Source organism: Stenotrophomonas chelatiphaga (assembly GCF_001431535.1).
Taxonomy (GTDB): Bacteria; Pseudomonadota; Gammaproteobacteria; order Xanthomonadales; family Xanthomonadaceae; genus Stenotrophomonas; species Stenotrophomonas chelatiphaga.
In genome coordinates this window covers 69,232-85,136 of the sequence record NZ_LDJK01000012.1, presented here as the reverse complement: position 1 = coordinate 85,136, position 15,905 = coordinate 69,232, and the positions used below count along the sequence as shown (strand labels likewise).

The following is a 15,905-nucleotide window of genomic DNA, read 5'->3' as shown; positions in this document are numbered from 1 at the left end:
CATGGATGGCGTCGTTGCGTCGTGGCGCTGCGGTGTGCGCGCTGCTGGCGCTGTCCCTGCCCGCCTGGGCACTGAGCGAGAAGGACCTGCTGCCGGTGGACGAAGCGTTCGCGCTGACCGCCACGGCGACCCAGCGCGACCAGATCCAGCTGCAGTGGAAGATCGCGCCGGGCTATTACCTGTATCGCCATCGCACCAGTGCCAAGGCCGACCCGGCCTTCAATGCGGGTGCGTTGAAGATGCCGGCCGGCGAGCGCCACCACGATGATTTCTTCGGCGAAGTGGAGACCTATCGCGAGCGCCTGAGTGCCACGTTGCCGGGCCAGCCGGCCGCAGCTGCCGGCACCGTCAGCGTGGAAGTGCGCTTCCAGGGCTGCGCCGATGCGGGGGTGTGCTACCCGCCGCAGAAGCGCGTGATCCAGGTCGCGCTGCCCGGCGGCGGTGCAGGCGCCGCTTCACCGGTCATTGCCGGAGCGGCCGGCGGGTCAGCGTTGAACAACGCCCTGGGTGGCGCCAGTGGCGGCCTGCGCCTGCCCGGGACCGCTGCAGCCGTGCAGGGCCTGCCGCTGCCTTCGGAGAAGGCCTTCGGCTTCGAAGCCATCGTCGACGATGGCAACACCCTGCTGCTGCGTTTCACCCCGGCCAAGGGCTATTACCTGTATCGCGACCGCACCTCGCTGAAGCTGGAAGGTGCCAACGGCATCCGCGTGGAGGCGCTGCGCTGGCCGCAGGCACAGTCGCACCGCGATGAACATTTCGGCGATGTGGCGGTGTTCTTCGACCAGACCGACGCGACCCTGCCGTTGCACCGCAGCCGTGCCGAGGCACTGGATGCCACCCTGGTCGTGACCTTCCAGGGTTGCCAGACCGATGGCATCTGCTACCCGCCGATGACCCGCCGGGTGCGGCTGGACATTCCCGCCGGCAAGGTCGATGCGACGGCGGCGACCACCGCGGCCGGCAATGAGCTGCCGGCGGCATTGCCGCGCGAAGCGCAGCGCACCGATGGCACCGGCAGCGAGAAGACCGACAACCGTCGCGTGGTGCCGATCCTTCCGGACCCCGTGGCAGGTGACGCTGCGGGTCTGGACGCGGCCACCGCCGGCGCCACCGCGCCCAGCCCGGATGCGAGCGCGGACAACGCACAGCGCACGCGTCCGCCGGAACCGACCAGCGCCAAGGGGCTGCTGGTGGTGCTGTTGCTGGCGCTGGCTGGCGGCCTGGTGCTGAACCTGATGCCGTGCGTGCTGCCGATCCTTTCGCTGAAAGTCCTGGGCCTGGCGCAGAGCGGTGAGAGCCGCCAGCGGGCGCGCGCCCATGCGCTGTGGTACACCGCCGGCGTGCTGGTGGCGTTCGCGGTGATCGGTGCGCTGGTGCTGGCCCTGCGCGCGGCCGGCCAAGCCGCAGGGTGGGGCTTCCAACTGCAGCACCCGTGGTTCATCGCCGCGCTGGTGTACCTGATGTTCGCCGTCGGCCTGAGCCTGTCCGGGGTGTTCACGCTGGGCGGCAACGTCGGCGGCATCGGCCAGTCGCTGGCATCGCGCAGCGGTCCGGTCGGCGATTTCTTCACCGGGGTACTGGCCTGCGTGGTCGCCAGCCCGTGCGTGGCGCCGTTCATGGGCCCGGCCCTGGCTTACGCGTTCGCCGCGCCTGCGCTGCAGTCGATGCTGGTGTTCCTGGCACTGGGCCTGGGCCTGGCGCTGCCGTTCCTGCTGGTCGGTTTCGTGCCCACGCTGGCCCGTCGCCTGCCGCGTCCCGGCGCGTGGATGGAAACGCTCAAGCACGTGCTGGCGTTCCCGATGTACGCCACGGCGCTGTGGCTGCTGTGGGTGCTGGGCAAGCAGCGTGGCGTGGATGCGATGGCGCTGGTGCTGGGCGGACTGGTGCTGCTGGCGCTGGGCCTGTGGTGGTTCGAGCGCAGCCGCTGGCGCAGCCAGCGCGTGGGTGCGCTGCTGGCCGGCGTGGTGATCCTGGCTGCCCTGGTGCCGGTGTGGGGCGTTGCCCGGCTGGCCCCGCCGGCGACCGCCGCGCAGGCTGCCGGCGAAAACGTGGTGGCCTATTCGCCGGAAATGCTCGATCGCCTGCGCGCGGACAACCGCGTGGTGTTCGTCAACATGACCGCCGACTGGTGCGTGACCTGCAAGGCCAACGAGCGCGCGGTGCTGTCGCGTCCTGATTTCCAGGAGCTGCTGCGGCGGACGAATGCGGTCTACATGCGCGGCGACTACACCAACGTGGACCCGCAGATCACCGCGTTCCTGGATGAACACAAGGCCGTGGGCGTGCCGCTGTACGTGGTGTACGGCCCCGGCGCGCCGCCGATCGTGCTGCCCAGCGTACTGACCCAGGCACTGGCCGAAGAAGCGCTGCTGCGCACCGCACGATGAAGCGCCTGCGGCCGGCACTGCTGTGGACAGCGGTGCTGGCCGGTGGAGTGGGCCTGTGGGCGGGGCAGAAGCTGGACACTTCCTCGAGGCAGGGGCCAGGGTCCGTTTCCGAAACGGAAAAGGAACCTGATTACGGCATTGGACCGGTCGTGGCGGGCATCGGCGATCCGCTCCCGGCGATCGTGCTGCCGGATCTGGCCGGCGCGCCGGTGGACCTGCAACGGTTCCATGGCCGGCCGCTGCTGATCAATGTATGGGCCAGCTGGTGCGGCCCCTGCGTGGAAGAAATGCCGGAGCTGGCGCGCTTTGCCACCGCCCAGGGCGACCGTGGCGTGCAGGTGCTTGGGCTGGCGCTGGACACCGCCGAGGGCGTGCGCGAGTTCCTGCGCCGGGTGCCGGTGAACTATCCCATCGTGCTGGAGACCCCCGGCCGGGCCGACGCCAGCGTGCGCCTGGGCAACACGCAGGGCCTGCTGCCCTACACGGTGCTGGTGGACGCGCAGGGCCGCATCGTGCGGCGGAAGCTGGGGCCGTTCGTCCATGGCGAGATCGAAGGCTGGGCAACCGGCGACTGAGTGCGCTTGACCCTGGCGCCTGCGACCGGAACACTACGCGAGTGATTCTCATTCGCCGCAGGTAGGGATACCCCACGGCGCCTCCCCCGCGCAGTACCCGGACCCTCGGGCCCGGCGTTACCGGTTTCCCCCTCCCCCGATGTTCAAGACCGTTCTCTTCCAGGTGCACTGGTTCCTCGGCATCACCGCCGGCACCGTGCTCGCCCTGATGGGCCTCACCGGCGCCGCCCTTTCGTTCGAGGATGACCTGCTGCGCGTGTTGAATCCGCAGTTCGCTGCGGTCGCCACCCAACAGGGCGATGGCCGCCAGGCACTGCCGCTGGACACCCTGGTGGCCACCTTGGGCGAAGGCAGCGACACCGCGCTGCAGCGCCTGCGCGTGGATGCCACCGGCCAACGTCCGTCGGTGGCGCGCTTCGATGGCGGCCGCGACAACTGGGTGTACTTCGATCCCTTCACCGGCGAACGCTTCAGCGCGCTGCGTGGCCAGGGCTTCTTCGACTTCACCGAAGACCTGCACCGACGCCTGGTGGCAGGCGACCGCGGCCGGCTGGTCACCGGCAGCTGCACCATCATCCTGCTGGTGTTCGTGCTGTCCGGCATCTACCTGCGCTGGCCACGCCAGTGGTGGAGCTGGCGCAGCTGGCTGTCGGTGGAGTGGAAACACAGCGGCCGCAGCTTCCTGTGGAGCCTGCATTCGGTGATCGGCACCTGGGTGCTGCCGGTCTACCTGCTGATCGCCCTGACCGGCCTGTGGTGGTCCTTCGACTGGTACCGCGATGGCCTGACCCGCCTGCTCGGAGGACCGCCGGTTGCTGCGCCGACGGTACAGGCCGACGGAGCGCTGGACCTGCAGCGCGTGCAGGCCAGCCTGTATGCGCTGCCTGGCGTGCGCGAAGGCTACATCGACCTGCGCCTGCCGGCGCGCGGCGACCGCCCGGTCACCGCACGGGTGATGTCTGCCCAGCATTCCCATCATGACCGCGCCTACGACACCCTGCAGATCGATCCCGCCAGTGGCGCGGTGCTGGACCAGCGCGCGTATGCCGACCTGGATGGCGGCGAAAAGGTGCTGGGCAGCATGTTCGCACTGCATTCGGGCAGCTTCTTCGGCCTGCCCGGGCGCCTGATCGTGATGCTGTCCAGTTTGATGATGGTGCTGTTCTTCGTCACCGGCTGGATGCTGTACCTGGACCGCCGCGCGAAGAAGCGCGCCGTGCGCGCCTCACGCGTGGACCTCGTCGCGCCGCCGTCGGCGGGCCATGCCGACGGCCCGCCGTGGCTGGTGTCCTTCGCCAGCCAGAGTGGCCAGGCCGAACAACTGGCGTGGCGCGCGGCCGGCCAGTTGCAGGCAGCCGGCATGCGCGTGCAGGTAACCCCGATGGCACGCCTGGACGGTGGCACGCTGCAGGAGGCCCGGCGCGCCCTGTTCGTGGTCAGCACCTTCGGTGATGGCGAAGCGCCGGACAGCGCGCGCGCCTTCGAACGCAAGGTGCTGGCGCAGGCGCAGGCGCTGCCGGAACTGGGCTACGCGATGCTGGCGCTGGGCGATCGCCAGTACGACCGCTTCTGCGGCTTCGCGCGGCGGGTGGAACAGTGGCTGGGCGAACAGGGCGCGGCGGCGCTGTTCCCGTGCATCGATGTGGATGGTGATGACGCCCGTGCGCTGCAGCGCTGGCAGGCCCAGCTTGCGTCGCTCACCGGCGTGGAGGCGGCGGTGGACGCCGAGCCGCACCGCCTGCTGCAGGACTGGACCTTGCACGAGCGCCGGCTGCTCAATCCCGGCAGCCAGGGCGGCGCGATCTGGCAGGTGACCCTGCTGCCGCCGGCCGGCGCGGGTTGGCAGGCCGGTGACATCCTGCAGGTGGCCCCGCGCCACGCTGCGGAGGAGGTTACTGCGGTACTGGCCGCGGCAGGGCTGGACGCCGACGCACAGGTGCATGTGGATGGGCTGGAACTGCGCGTGCACGATGCGGCGGCGCGGCGCGTGTTGCCGCCGGTCGACCAGGTGCAGGCAGTGCATGACGCCGCCCAGTGGCTGGACCAGCTGCCGCCGTTGCCAACGCGCGAATACTCCATCGCCAGCTGCCTGGCCGATGGCCACGTGCAGCTGGTGGTGCGCCTGGTGCATGGCGACGACGGCCAGCCGGGAATCGGCTCCGGATGGCTGTCCCAGCACGCCGGCATCGGCGAAAGCGTGCCGGCACGGGTGCGGCGCAATGCGGGCTTCCACCGCCACGACGATGCGCCGCCCATGATCCTGATCGGCAACGGTACCGGCATCGCCGGCCTGCGCAGCCTGCTGCGTGAAGCCGACGGCGCCGGACAGCACGGCCATTGGCTGCTGTTCGGTGAACGCCAGCAGGCCTGCGATGCGCTGTACGCGCAGGAGATCATCGACTGGCAGCAGCAGGGTCACCTGGCCCGCGTGGACCAGGCGTGGTCGCGCGATGGCAGCACCCGGATGTACGTGCAGGATCTGCTGCGCGCGGCGAGCGCGGAGCTGCGCCACTGGATCGCCGACGGCGCCTGCGTGTACGTGTGCGGTTCGCTGCAGGGCATGGCGCAGGGCGTGGACGACGTGCTGCGCGAAACCCTGGGCGAGGAGGCGGTGGATGCACTGCTCGCCGATGGACGCTACCGGCGCGACGTGTATTGAACAGCGTCGGGTGTGCGCTTCGTTACAGCGGCAGCAGGTGCGGCTGCAGCAGCGCGGCCACCCAGTCCATGAACGCCCGCGCCCGCGCCGGAAGGTGCCGGCGCTGGGCGTACAGCAGGGTCACCGGCATGGGTTCGGACGGCAGCTGCTGCAGGATTTCAACCAGCGTTCCATCGCGCAGGGCCTGGCGCACGCCCAGCCGCGGCACCTGGATGATGCCCAGTCCGGCCAGCGCGGCGGCGGTGTAGCCATCGCCGCTGTTGACGGTCACCGCACCGGCCATCGGCAGGCTGCGGTACTGCTCGCCATCGCGGTATTCGAAGCCCGCCGGCCGCTGCCCCAGCGTGCTTACGTAGTGCACCAGGCAATGCGCATCCAATGCATCGAGGGTCACCGGCGTGCCACGCACGGCGAGATACCCCGGACTGGCACAGTTGACCATCTCCATGCTGCCCAGCGGCCGCGCCACCAGCGTGTTGTCGTCCAGCGCACCGACCCGCAGCACGCAGTCGAAGCCTTCGCGCACCAGGTCGACACGGCGATCGGTGCCGCTGAGTTCGATCTCCAGCCCCGGATGCTGTTGCAGGAACGCCGGCAGCTGCGGCAGGATCAGGTGGCGGGCGAGCCCACTGGACATGTCCACCCGCAGCCGCCCGCGCAGTTGCGCGGTATCGCGGCGGAACATGCCCTGCAGGTCCTCCATGTCATCCAGCAGGTCGCGGGCGCGCTGGAAAAGCTGTTCACCGTCGGCGGTCAACTGCACGCGGCGCGTGGTCCGGTGCAACAGCTGGGTACCCATCGCCGCTTCCAGCCGCTGCACGGCCAGCGACACGCTGGCCTTGGGCAGGCCCAGGCCTTCTGCCGCACGGGTGAACGAGCCGCGTTCGGCTACGTGCAGGAAGATGCGCAGCTGCGCCATGCTGTCCATTGATTGTCGGCCATGGTTGAACAGTCATATCAGCATCACGCAGTTTATTCGCCCCCGCAAGCCCAATAGGCTGGTCACCTACCCGCCCGTTGGAGCTCGACATGTCCGTTTCCCGCACCCTGCTGATCACCGGTGGCAGCCGTGGCCTCGGCCGCAATGCCGCCCTCGCCCTGGCCGCCGACGGCGCCGATATCGTGTTGACCTACCGCAGCCAGTCCGCTGCCGCCGACGAGGTCGTGGCGCAGATCGAGGCGCTGGGTCGACGCGCTGCCGCATTGCCGCTGGACGTGGCCGACAGCGCCTCGTTCCCCGCGTTCGTCGAACGGCTGCAGGCCCAGCTTGCCGACTGGGGCGGTGAGCGCCTGGATGGGCTGGTCAACAATGCCGGCGAAGGCCACTACGCGCTGATCGCCGACACCACCCCGGCCGCGTTCGACCACCTGGTCAACGTGCACCTGAAAGGTCCCTACTTCCTGACCCAGGCCCTGCTGCCGCTGCTTGCCGATGGCAGCCGCATCCTCAACGTGTCCAGCGGGCTGGCGCGGTTCTCGCTGCCGGGCAGCTCGGCCTACGCGATGATGAAGGGCGGCATCGAAGTGTTCACCCGCTACCTGGCCAAGGAGCTGGGCGCGCGTGGCATCAGTGCCAACACGCTGGCGCCGGGTGCGATCGAAACCGATTTCGGCGGCGGCCGCGTGCGTGACGATGCGGGCATCAATGCAATGGTGGCGTCGTCCACCGCGCTCGGTCGCGCCGGCAAGCCCGATGACATCGGCCCGGCCGTGGTCGCTCTGATGTCGGCGGGCACGCGCTGGATCAATGCCCAGCGCGTGGAAGCCTCCGGCGGCATGCTCATCTGACCGTTCGCAGGCTCAACCCGGGGCCAGCATCCGTTCCGCGTTCGCGGGGTGCGACGCTGGCCCTTTCGCTCCGGCGCCACGCAGCTGGAACACCGCCACCGCCTCGGCCAGCACCTCGGCCTGGGCTTCCAGGGCGCGCGCCGACGCCGTGGCCTCTTCCACCATCGCCGCGTTCTGCTGGGTACTGGCGTCCATCTGCACGATGGTCTGGTTGACCTGCCCGATGCCGTTGCGCTGCTCCAGCGAGGCATCGCGGATCTGCGCCATGATCGCGGCCACCTGCTGCACGCTGGCCTGCAGTTCGGCCATCGTCGCACCGGCCTGGCTGACCGCACGCGTGCCCTGCCCCACCTGCTGCACCGAGTCTTCGATCAGTCCCTTGATCTGCCTGGCCGCATCGGCACTGCGCTGCGCCAGCAACCGCACTTCACTGGCCACCACCGCGAAGCTGCGGCCCTGCGCACCGGCTCGCGCCGCCTCCACGGCCGCGTTCAACGCCAGGATGTTGGTCTGGAAGGCGATGCCATCGATCAGCGCGGTGATCTCGCCGATCCGTCGCGACGACGCGCTGATGTCCTGCATCGAACGCTGGACCTGGCCCACCGCATCCCCCCCGCGCGCGGCCACTTCCGCGCTGGCGCGGACCAGTGTGTCGGCCTGTCCGGCTGCATCGGCATTGCGCGATACGGTATCGGTGAGCTCGTGCATGGACGCGGCGGTCTCTTCCAGGTTGGCCGCCTGCCGTTCGGTACGGGTGGAAAGATCGGCATTGCCGGCGCTGATTTCACCGGCCGCGTCACCGATCGCGCGCGCCGCGTTCTGGATGCCCGCCACGATGCCCGCCAGCTGGTCCACGGTCGCGTTGGCGTCGTCGCGCATGCGCGCGAACACACCGTCCAGGTCCCCGTCCATGCGTACGCGCAGGTCGCCGCGCGCCAGCGCCGCCAGCAGTGCCTGCAGGTCACCGAGGTTGTGTTCGAAGGTCGCCAGCAGGTGGTTGATGCTGGCCGACAGGCGATGCACGTAGCCCTGCTTTCCTTCCAGCGGAATGCGGCCGGCCAGTTCACCCTGCGCCGCCGCATCCACCAGCGCGCCGACTTCGGTTTCCAGCAGTACTTCCAGTGCACGGCTGCGCCACTCCACCACCTCGCCGAGTGACTGGCCGCCCTCGAAGATCGGCGTGGTCACCAGCTGCCAGCTCGTGCCACCGTGCTGGATGTCGTACTCGCGTCGGCTGCTGCCGTCCATCCGTGCCAGTGCGGCATGCAGCTGGCGGGCAGGCCGGCCCAGTACCTCGTTCCCGCCGGCACCAAGGGTCTGCAGCAACGCCGGATTGGCATGGGTCACTTCGCCCTGCGGATTGACCACCATCAGGCCGGTGGAGGCGCTGTCCAGCGCCTGCCGTGCACGCGCGTTCTCCTGCGCCACCGCGCGTTCGCGTTCGATGCGTGCGCGCAGCTGCTTCTGCATGTGGCCCAGCCGCTGCGCCAGCTGGCCGATTTCATCGTGCGGGTTATGCACGCGCAACACCGTATCCAGGCGGTCCTCGGCGATGTCCTCGGCGAAACGCAGGGTGTCCTGGATCGGCCGGCGCACGGCGTGCAGCACCATCAACAGCGTCCCGATCAGCACTACGGCGACCATCAGCAGCGAGGCGGCGAACAGCACACCCAGGCGCGTGGCCTGCGCCTGCTGGCGAGCGCGCGCCTGTTCCAGGCTGGCTGCCTGCGCCTGCTGGAACGCCTGCAGCGCGGGGGCGATGCTGGCCGCGGTATCCACCAATGACTGCGCTTCCACGTCCAGGCCCATGCGCGCGGCGGTATAGGACAGCAGCGCGCCCTGGTAGCCATCCATCAGATCACGCAGCTGCTGCTGGGTATCGGCTGGCAGGCCGGCCAGCGCAAGGTCGAAGGGCAGTTTTTCCTCGCTGGCGCGGTCGGCATGCCGGGAGTCGCCGCTCAGCAGCAGCAGGCTTTCCTGGCGGCGCATGCGTTGCAGGTGCAGGGCCAGCAGCGGGCGTTGCGTTGCGTCCACCGCCGCCTGCACGGCGTCGGCCGCCTGCTCCAGCTGCGCCGACATCGCTTCATCGCCCCGCCCCATTTCGTCCACGCGCGCGTTGAGCGCGGCGATGCCCTCGGCAAACGCGTCGGCCTGGGTGGTCAGTTCGGCCAATGCCTGCCGGCGCGTCGCGTCCATCGGCAACGCCCGCAGCTGCTGCAGCGTTGCCTGCAGGCGCTGCTGGGCAAGCTGCAGCGCGTCGCGGTCGGTGGCATCGAAACTGCGTGCATACTGGGTCTGCAGCCGCCTCGCTTCGGCGATATCGGCGGCCAGCGTGGCAGCCAGCCCGGTGCCCTGCTGGTAGACCGCGAAGCTCTGTGCGGCGCGTTCGCTGCCGTGGCTGGTCCACCAGTACATCGCGGCAATGGTGACCAGGCCCAGGCCACAGACCAGCAGGCTGGCCTTGATCTTGGCGGCCACGCTGAGCCGCGCCAGGCGCTGCAGGGAAGGCCGCGCACGGACCGCGAGGTGGCGCAGGCGGGGGAAGGCAGAACGCAGGATGTGGGGGGCAGCCGGCATGACAGAGTCCGAGGCGGAATGACGCATCGGTATCGACCTGCCCTGGCCGGACTTTAGCCCGTTGTTGCCGGCATGTGCGGCGCCACACGCGGGACCCTGCACGTTGTAACAGCGCCGCAAGTCGCGTCGATGACAGCGCACGGTGCGCTGGACCTGCCTGTGCGGTCATGCGCAAGTGGAAGCGCTGGAGGCCGGAAACAAAATGGCCGGAGCGTTCGCACGCTCCGGCCATTCCGGCGTATCGCGGGTGGGTGGTGCCTGATCAGGCCCTGGCGAAGGCCAGCAGGTCGGCGTTGAACTGGTCGGCGTGGGTCGCCGTCAGGCCATGCGGCGCACCGGGGTAGACCTTCAGCGTGCCGTTGGCCAGCAGCTTGATCGACTTCTCGGCAGCCGCCTTGATCGGCACGATCTGGTCGTCGTCGCCATGGATCACCAGCGTCGGCACGTCGATCTTCTGCAGGTCCGCGCTGTAGTCCACTTCGGAGAACTCACGCACGCAGTCGTACTGGCCCTTCACGCCGCCGAGCATGCCCTGCAGCCAGAACGAATCGCGCATGCCCTGGGTGACGGCGTTGCCATCGCGGTTGGCACCGAAGAACGGCGTGGCCAGGTCCTGGAAGAACTGCGAGCGATCACCGCCAGTACCCTTGCGGATGCCATCGAACACGTCCAGCGGCGTGCCTTCCGGGTTGCCGGCGGTCTGCAGCATCAGCGGTGGTACCGCACCGACCAGCACCACCTTGGCGACGCGGCTGCTGCCATGGCGACCCACGTAGTGCGCCACTTCGCCACCACCGGTGGAATGCCCGACCAGGATCGCGTCCTTGACGTCGGCCTGCTCCAGCACCGCGGCCAGGTCGTCGGCGTAGGTATCCATGTCATTGCCGTCCCAGGTCTGGCTGGAACGGCCGTGGCTGCGACGATCATGCGCGATGACCCGGAAGCCGTTCTGGCCCATGAACAGCATCTGCGGGTCCCAGGCGTCGGAGCTGAGCGGCCAGCCATGCGCGAACACGATCGGCTGGCCGGTGCCCCAGTCCTTGTAGAAGATGCGGGCGCCGTCTTTGACGGTAACGAAATTGCTCATGCGGGTGGCTCCTGTCGAGGGGATGCAGCGGTGGATCAGATGTCGCTGTGGGTGTGGGGCACCGCGCCGTCGAGCGCATCGCTGCCGCCGACGAAATGGCGCACCACGGGGTGCCGTTCGCCGCGATGCAGCGTGCGCAGCTGCTCCTGCACGGCCTTGTCATCGGCGGTGATGCGCTCGTGCTGGCGCAGGTGTTCCAACCACGATGCGGTGACGAAGTACTCCAGGTGCACGCCGGGACTGGCGACATCTTCGGCCACGCCCCACAGCACCGCGCCATCGCGACGGCGCACGCGGCCGAGCAGGCGCATGCACGCGTGGAAGGCAACCCGGTCTGCTGCGTCGATGCGGTATTCCACCGTCACCAGCACCGGTCCGCGGTCGTGCCCCACTGCAACCGACAGTTCCGGTGCAGGCCAGTGGCCGGCCGGCCGCAGGTCCAGTTCTTCGGTACCGGAGATGCGCACGCGCCATACCAGCAGGCCCGCCACCACCGCGCCGACGGCCGCCACCAGCAGCGCCAGGGTGGGCGTGCTGCGCTGGGCAAGCGCGCCCCAGCACAGGCCACCGGCGGCCATGCCCAGCGAGAACACCATGATGTACAGCGCCAGTGCACGCGCACGCACCCACGCCGGAACCGCGGTCTGCGCGGCGATCTGCAGCGAAGACAGCACGGTGATCCAGGCAAATCCATTCACCAGCATCGCCAGCGGCAGCAGCACCCAGCTGCGCAGCACGGCCAGCCCGACCAGGCTGAGCGCCAGCGCCAGCGTGGCCAGCAGCACCAGCAGGTCACGGTCCAGCCGCGCACGCAGTTTCGGCAGCAGCAGGGCGCCACTGACCGCGCCGATGCCCACGCAGCCCAGCAACATGCCGTACTGCCCTGCCCCGCCCTGCATCTGCCCGCGTACCACCACCGGCAGCAGCGCGGTCATCGCGCTGGCGAAGAAGAAGAAGCCGGCGGACTTGATCAGCACCGCCTGCAGGTGGCCGGCCCGGCTGGCATAGCGCAGGCCGGATTTCAGCCCGGCGCCGAAGCCTTCGGGCGGCAGGCTGGAGGCTTTCGGATCACGCTGCCAGCGCAGCAGCACCACCAGCATGGCGGCAAAGCTGATCGCATTGAAGCCGAACGCCCACGTGGCCCCCAGCTGGGCGACGATCACCCCGCCGATGGCCGGGCCCAGCGACCGCGCGATGTTGATGCCGATCGAGTTCAGCGCCACGGCCGAAGCCAGCATGGGGGGCGGTACCAGTTCGGATACGATCGCCGCCTGTGCCGGCATCGCCATGGCCGCGCCGCAGCCCATGCAGAAGGTCAGCACCACCAGCAGGGTCGGGCTGAGCAGGTCCAGATGGGTCAGCACCGCCATGGTGCCGGCCACCGCCAGCATCCAGCCCTGGGTGGCCAGCAGGTAGCGGCGACGGTCGACGATGTCGGCCAGGGTGCCGGCCACCAGCGCCAGCAGCACGATCGGCACGGTGGTGGCCGACTGCACCAGCGCGACCATCAGCGGCGAGCCGGTGCGTTCGGCCATCACCCACGCCGCGGCCACGTCGTTGACCCAGGTGCCGATGTTGCTGCCCATGATGGCCAGCCACAACGCGCGGAACATGCTGATCTGCAGCGGCGCCCAGGCGCCGGGTGCTGCGGGGGAAGCGGTATTTACCATTGCCACGCTCCTACGATGGAGGCAAAAAGAGTGTCGCGGCCACCGGCCTGGCGCAGTGCCGGACCGGCATCCACCCAGGCCAGCTGCCATTGCCATAGCCAGTCCTCGCTGGCCTGCCAGCGGGTTTCCGCCTTGTACTGGGTGCCGATGCGGCGCGCGCCGCCGGTACTGCCGGGCAACGGCAGCAGCGGTGCCGGCGTGGTGTACACCGCATCGCTGCGCTGTTGTTTCCAGGCCAGCTGCACGCCCAGCTGGGTGCCGAGGCGCTCGTTGAACTGCAGGTCCAGGGTGGGCTGCAGGTCGACCAGGTTGGCCGGCGCCAGCAGGCTCGCCTCGCTGAAATAGGACGACTTCGGGTACAGCGCATTGAAGGTCTGCAGGCGCCCATCGCCCGCATCGCGGTCACCGCTGGCGATGTCCAGCTTCACCCCCAGCCGCGGCTGCAATGGCGCTTGCTGCCAGCGCCAGCCGGTATCGCTGGCCAGTGTCCAGGCACGGATGTCCAGCTGCCGCGTGGCGGTATCCAGATGACCCCGCTGGACCACCGCTTCCACGTTCCAGTCCAGTGCATCGCGCTGGCCGAACCAGCGCGTTCCGAGCGTCTGCCGCCGTTCGCGCCCGTTGCCATCGGCGAAGCGTGCGCCATCGCGCTGGTAGTCCAGCAGGTAGGCATCCCATTGGCCACTGCGGCGTGCTGCGCTGGTCGCGTAAGCGCCCCACAGATGGGCACCCGGCTCGCTGCGATCGTCGAAGGCGCCGGGACGGTTGTCCACCGCGCGCAACGCCAGCACGTCCAGCTTGCCCGCGGCAGCGCGCCAGCCCAGGCGCAGGCCATCGAACGCCAGCCGGATGTTCGGCCCGTCGCGTACCGACAGCAGCCGGGAACTGCCATAGCTCGCTTCCTGCCGCCCGAGCTGCAGCCATGCCTGCTGCCCCTGCCAGCGCCAGTAGGCCTGCTGCACGTCCAGCGCGCCTTGATCGGTGCCGCCGGGACCACCCGCACGTCCTTGTTCGGCATGCACGCCCAGCTGCACGCGCGCCTGCCAGTCATCGCGGCGATAGGTCGCCGATCCCAACGCGCGCAGCAGGCCATAACCGTCTTCGCCGCCGCCGATGCCGAAGCGGGTGGGATCGAAGTACATGCCGCGCAGTCGCAGCGAGGCGTCCCATTGCAGGTCGCCCTGGCCCAGCGCGGTGCAATGGCCCGCCCCGCAGCCGGCCTGCGCGCGTGCCTGTGCCAGCGCAGGCAGCGCCAGCGCGGCGAGGATCAGAACGCGAAGCACGAGCAGCCCATGGCACCCCAGAACGCCTGCAGGTCACCGGTCGGTGCCGCATGCTGGGCCGCATGGCCGTGTGCACCGTGGGTGGAACAGGGCGCGCCATGGTGATGGTGGTGCGCCATCGCCAGGCCGGTGGCCGTGCCGCCGACGTGGTAGCCGCCGAAGCGGTTGACCGGAGACCAGTCCGGCATCGCCGGCGGCAGTGCCGGTGCCAGCCCATCGTAGTCGGCGGCGGCGTGCACGATGCGACCGCCCAGCACGGTCAGCACGCTGGTGATGTCGGCGATCTGGTCGTCGTCCACGCGGAAGAAGTCGGCCGACAGCACGATGAAATCGGCCAGCTGGCCTGCCTTCAGTATGCCCTTGTGGTCTTCATCGCCAGAGAACCATGCGCTGCCCTGGGTCCACAGGCGCAGCGCCTGTTCGCGTTCCAGCAGGTTTTCATCGCCATACAGCGCCAGGCCGCCCACGGTGCGGCCGGTGACCAGCCACGACAGTGCGACCCACGGGTTGTAACTGGCCACGCGCGTGGCATCGGTACCGGCGCCTACCGGAACGCCTTCGGCCAGCATCCGCTTCACCGGCGGCGTATGCCGTGCTGCCTGCACGCCGTAGCGTTCCACGAAGGCTTCGCCCTGGTAGGCCATGCGGTGCTGGATCGCCAGCCCACCGCCCATCGCGCGGATGCGCTCGATGTTGCGCGGGGTGATGGTCTCGGCGTGGTCGATGAACCAGTGCAGGCCATCGAACGGTACCTCGCGGTTGACCTGTTCGTAGACATCCAGGATGCGCGAGATGCTTTCGTCGTAGGTCGCATGGATGCGGAAGGGCCAGCGCTTTTCAACCAGCAACCGCACCACGTCATGCAGTTCCGGCTCCAGTCCGGGCGGCAATTCCGGGCGCGGTTCGTTGAACAGTTCGAAGTCCGCGGCGGAGAACACCAGCATCTCGCCCGCGCCATTGTGGCGCAGCAGGTCGTCGCCCTGGCGCGGCTGCAGGATGTCGCTCCAGCGCTGGAAGTCATCGACTTCGCCGCCCTTGTTCTGGGTGAACAGGTTGTAGGCGATGCGCACGCTGAGCTGGTCATCGCGGTGCAGCTGCTCGATGACCTGGTAGTCCTCGGGATAGTTCTGGAAGCCGCCGCCGGCATCGATCACCGAGGTGATCCCCAGCCGGTTCAACTCACGCATGAAGTGACGCGTGGAATTGGCCTGGTATTCGATCGGCAGCTTGGGTCCTTTGGCCAACGTGGCGTACAGGATCACCGCGTTCGGCTTGGCCAGCAGCAGGCCGGTGGGGTTGCCCAGCTTGTCGCGCACGATCTGCCCACCGGGCGGATCCGGTGTGTTCTTGTCATAGCCGCATGCACGCAGCGCAGCGCGGTTGAGCAGCGCGCGGTCGTACAGGTGCAGCAGGAACACCGGCGTATCCGGCGCGATGGTGTTGATTTCCTCAAGCGTCGGCAGGCGATTTTCGTTGAACTGGGCGGCAGTGAAGCCACCGACCACGCGCACCCATTGCGGTGCGGGCGTGCGATCGACCTGCACCTTCAGCATGGCCAGCGCATCGGCCAGCGAGCGCAGGCCATCCCAGCGCAGTTCCAGGTTGTAGTTGAGTCCACCGCGGATCAGGTGGGTATGGCTGTCATTGAGCCCGGGCACCAGCCGGCGGCCCTGCGCATCGATGATGGTCGCCTCGGCCGCCCAGCCGCGCATGATCTCGTCATCGCTGCCGACGGCGACGATGCGCCCGTCCTGCACGGCCAGCGCCTGTGCATGCGGTTGTGCGGTGTCGAGGGTGGTGATGCGGGCATTGCGGATGACCAGCGTGCTCATGCGACGCTCCTGCGATGAGGGGGAGGGAGCCGCCGCCAGGCCGCGGC

At 69.3% G+C, this 15,905-nt stretch carries 10 protein-coding genes; 4 read left to right on the top strand and 6 right to left on the bottom strand.

Going from position 1 to position 15,905, the window contains the following annotated elements; translation table 11 throughout:
• Positions 1 to 5 precede the first annotated feature (5 nt).
• The 3 genes from ABB28_RS04305 to ABB28_RS04295 all read left to right on the top strand — a co-directional run bounded on the left by ABB28_RS04305 (position 6) and on the right by ABB28_RS04295 (position 5,621).
• Positions 6 to 2,387 (top strand): protein-disulfide reductase DsbD domain-containing protein, encoded by a 2,382-nt coding sequence (locus ABB28_RS04305; RefSeq protein WP_057507453.1) that lies wholly within the window; start codon positions 6 to 8, stop codon positions 2,385 to 2,387.
• Entirely contained in the window at positions 2,384 to 2,962 is a 579-nt protein-coding gene (locus tag ABB28_RS04300) for a TlpA family protein disulfide reductase (protein ID WP_057507452.1), read from the top strand. The genes ABB28_RS04305 and ABB28_RS04300 overlap by 4 nt, the downstream gene beginning before the upstream one ends.
• Positions 2,963 to 3,101: 139 nt before the next feature.
• On the top strand, positions 3,102 to 5,621 hold the full coding sequence (locus tag ABB28_RS04295; RefSeq protein WP_057507451.1) for a PepSY domain-containing protein: 2,520 nt from the start codon (positions 3,102 to 3,104) through the stop codon (positions 5,619 to 5,621).
• A gap of 22 nt (positions 5,622 to 5,643) precedes the next feature.
• Here ABB28_RS04295 and ABB28_RS04290 read toward each other — a convergent pair whose 3' ends face one another.
• Positions 5,644 to 6,549 carry a LysR family transcriptional regulator gene (locus ABB28_RS04290; RefSeq protein WP_057507450.1) on the bottom strand — a complete coding sequence of 302 codons (906 nt, stop codon included), beginning with the start codon at positions 6,547 to 6,549 and terminating at the stop codon, positions 5,644 to 5,646.
• Between the two features lie 101 nt (positions 6,550 to 6,650).
• Between ABB28_RS04290 and ABB28_RS04285 the strand changes: the two genes are divergently transcribed.
• The gene (locus ABB28_RS04285; protein WP_057507449.1) at positions 6,651 to 7,409 is read left to right on the top strand and encodes an SDR family NAD(P)-dependent oxidoreductase; all 759 of its coding nucleotides are present in this window, start codon (positions 6,651 to 6,653) and stop codon (positions 7,407 to 7,409) included.
• Between the two features lie 12 nt (positions 7,410 to 7,421).
• Here the strand turns inward: ABB28_RS04285 and ABB28_RS04280 are convergent, their stop codons facing one another.
• The 5 genes from ABB28_RS04280 to ABB28_RS04260 form a co-directional block, all read right to left on the bottom strand.
• Entirely contained in the window at positions 7,422 to 9,965 is a 2,544-nt protein-coding gene (locus tag ABB28_RS04280) for a methyl-accepting chemotaxis protein (RefSeq protein ID WP_425479524.1), read from the bottom strand.
• A gap of 283 nt (positions 9,966 to 10,248) precedes the next feature.
• A complete protein-coding gene (locus tag ABB28_RS04275) occupies positions 10,249 to 11,073 on the bottom strand; it encodes an alpha/beta fold hydrolase (protein WP_057507448.1) in 825 nt (274 codons plus the stop codon).
• Between the two features lie 35 nt (positions 11,074 to 11,108).
• A complete protein-coding gene (locus tag ABB28_RS04270) occupies positions 11,109 to 12,743 on the bottom strand; it encodes an MFS transporter (RefSeq protein ID WP_057507447.1) in 1,635 nt (544 codons plus the stop codon).
• On the bottom strand, positions 12,737 to 14,026 hold the full coding sequence (locus ABB28_RS04265; protein ID WP_245625278.1) for an alginate export family protein: 1,290 nt from the start codon (positions 14,024 to 14,026) through the stop codon (positions 12,737 to 12,739). Before ABB28_RS04265 ends, ABB28_RS04270 begins: the two co-directional genes overlap by 7 nt.
• On the bottom strand, positions 14,011 to 15,858 hold the full coding sequence (locus ABB28_RS04260; RefSeq protein WP_211260364.1) for an amidohydrolase: 1,848 nt from the start codon (positions 15,856 to 15,858) through the stop codon (positions 14,011 to 14,013). The genes ABB28_RS04265 and ABB28_RS04260 overlap by 16 nt, the downstream gene beginning before the upstream one ends.
• Positions 15,859 to 15,905: the final 47 nt, after the last annotated feature.

What these genes read in the sequence shown, in the direction of transcription:
- ABB28_RS04305 (WP_057507453.1), top strand. Translation starts at nt 6, where the DNA reads ATGGCGTCGTTGCGTCGTGGCGCTGCGGTGTGCGCGCTGCTGGCGCTG.
- ABB28_RS04300 (WP_057507452.1), top strand. Translation starts at nt 2,384, where the DNA reads ATGAAGCGCCTGCGGCCGGCACTGCTGTGGACAGCGGTGCTGGCCGGT.
- ABB28_RS04295 (WP_057507451.1), top strand. Translation starts at nt 3,102, where the DNA reads ATGTTCAAGACCGTTCTCTTCCAGGTGCACTGGTTCCTCGGCATCACC.
- ABB28_RS04290 (WP_057507450.1), bottom strand. Translation starts at nt 6,549, where the DNA reads ATGGACAGCATGGCGCAGCTGCGCATCTTCCTGCACGTAGCCGAACGC.
- ABB28_RS04285 (WP_057507449.1), top strand. Translation starts at nt 6,651, where the DNA reads ATGTCCGTTTCCCGCACCCTGCTGATCACCGGTGGCAGCCGTGGCCTC.
- ABB28_RS04275 (WP_057507448.1), bottom strand. Translation starts at nt 11,073, where the DNA reads ATGAGCAATTTCGTTACCGTCAAAGACGGCGCCCGCATCTTCTACAAG.
- ABB28_RS04270 (WP_057507447.1), bottom strand. Translation starts at nt 12,743, where the DNA reads ATGGTAAATACCGCTTCCCCCGCAGCACCCGGCGCCTGGGCGCCGCTG.
- ABB28_RS04260 (WP_211260364.1), bottom strand. Translation starts at nt 15,858, where the DNA reads ATGAGCACGCTGGTCATCCGCAATGCCCGCATCACCACCCTCGACACC.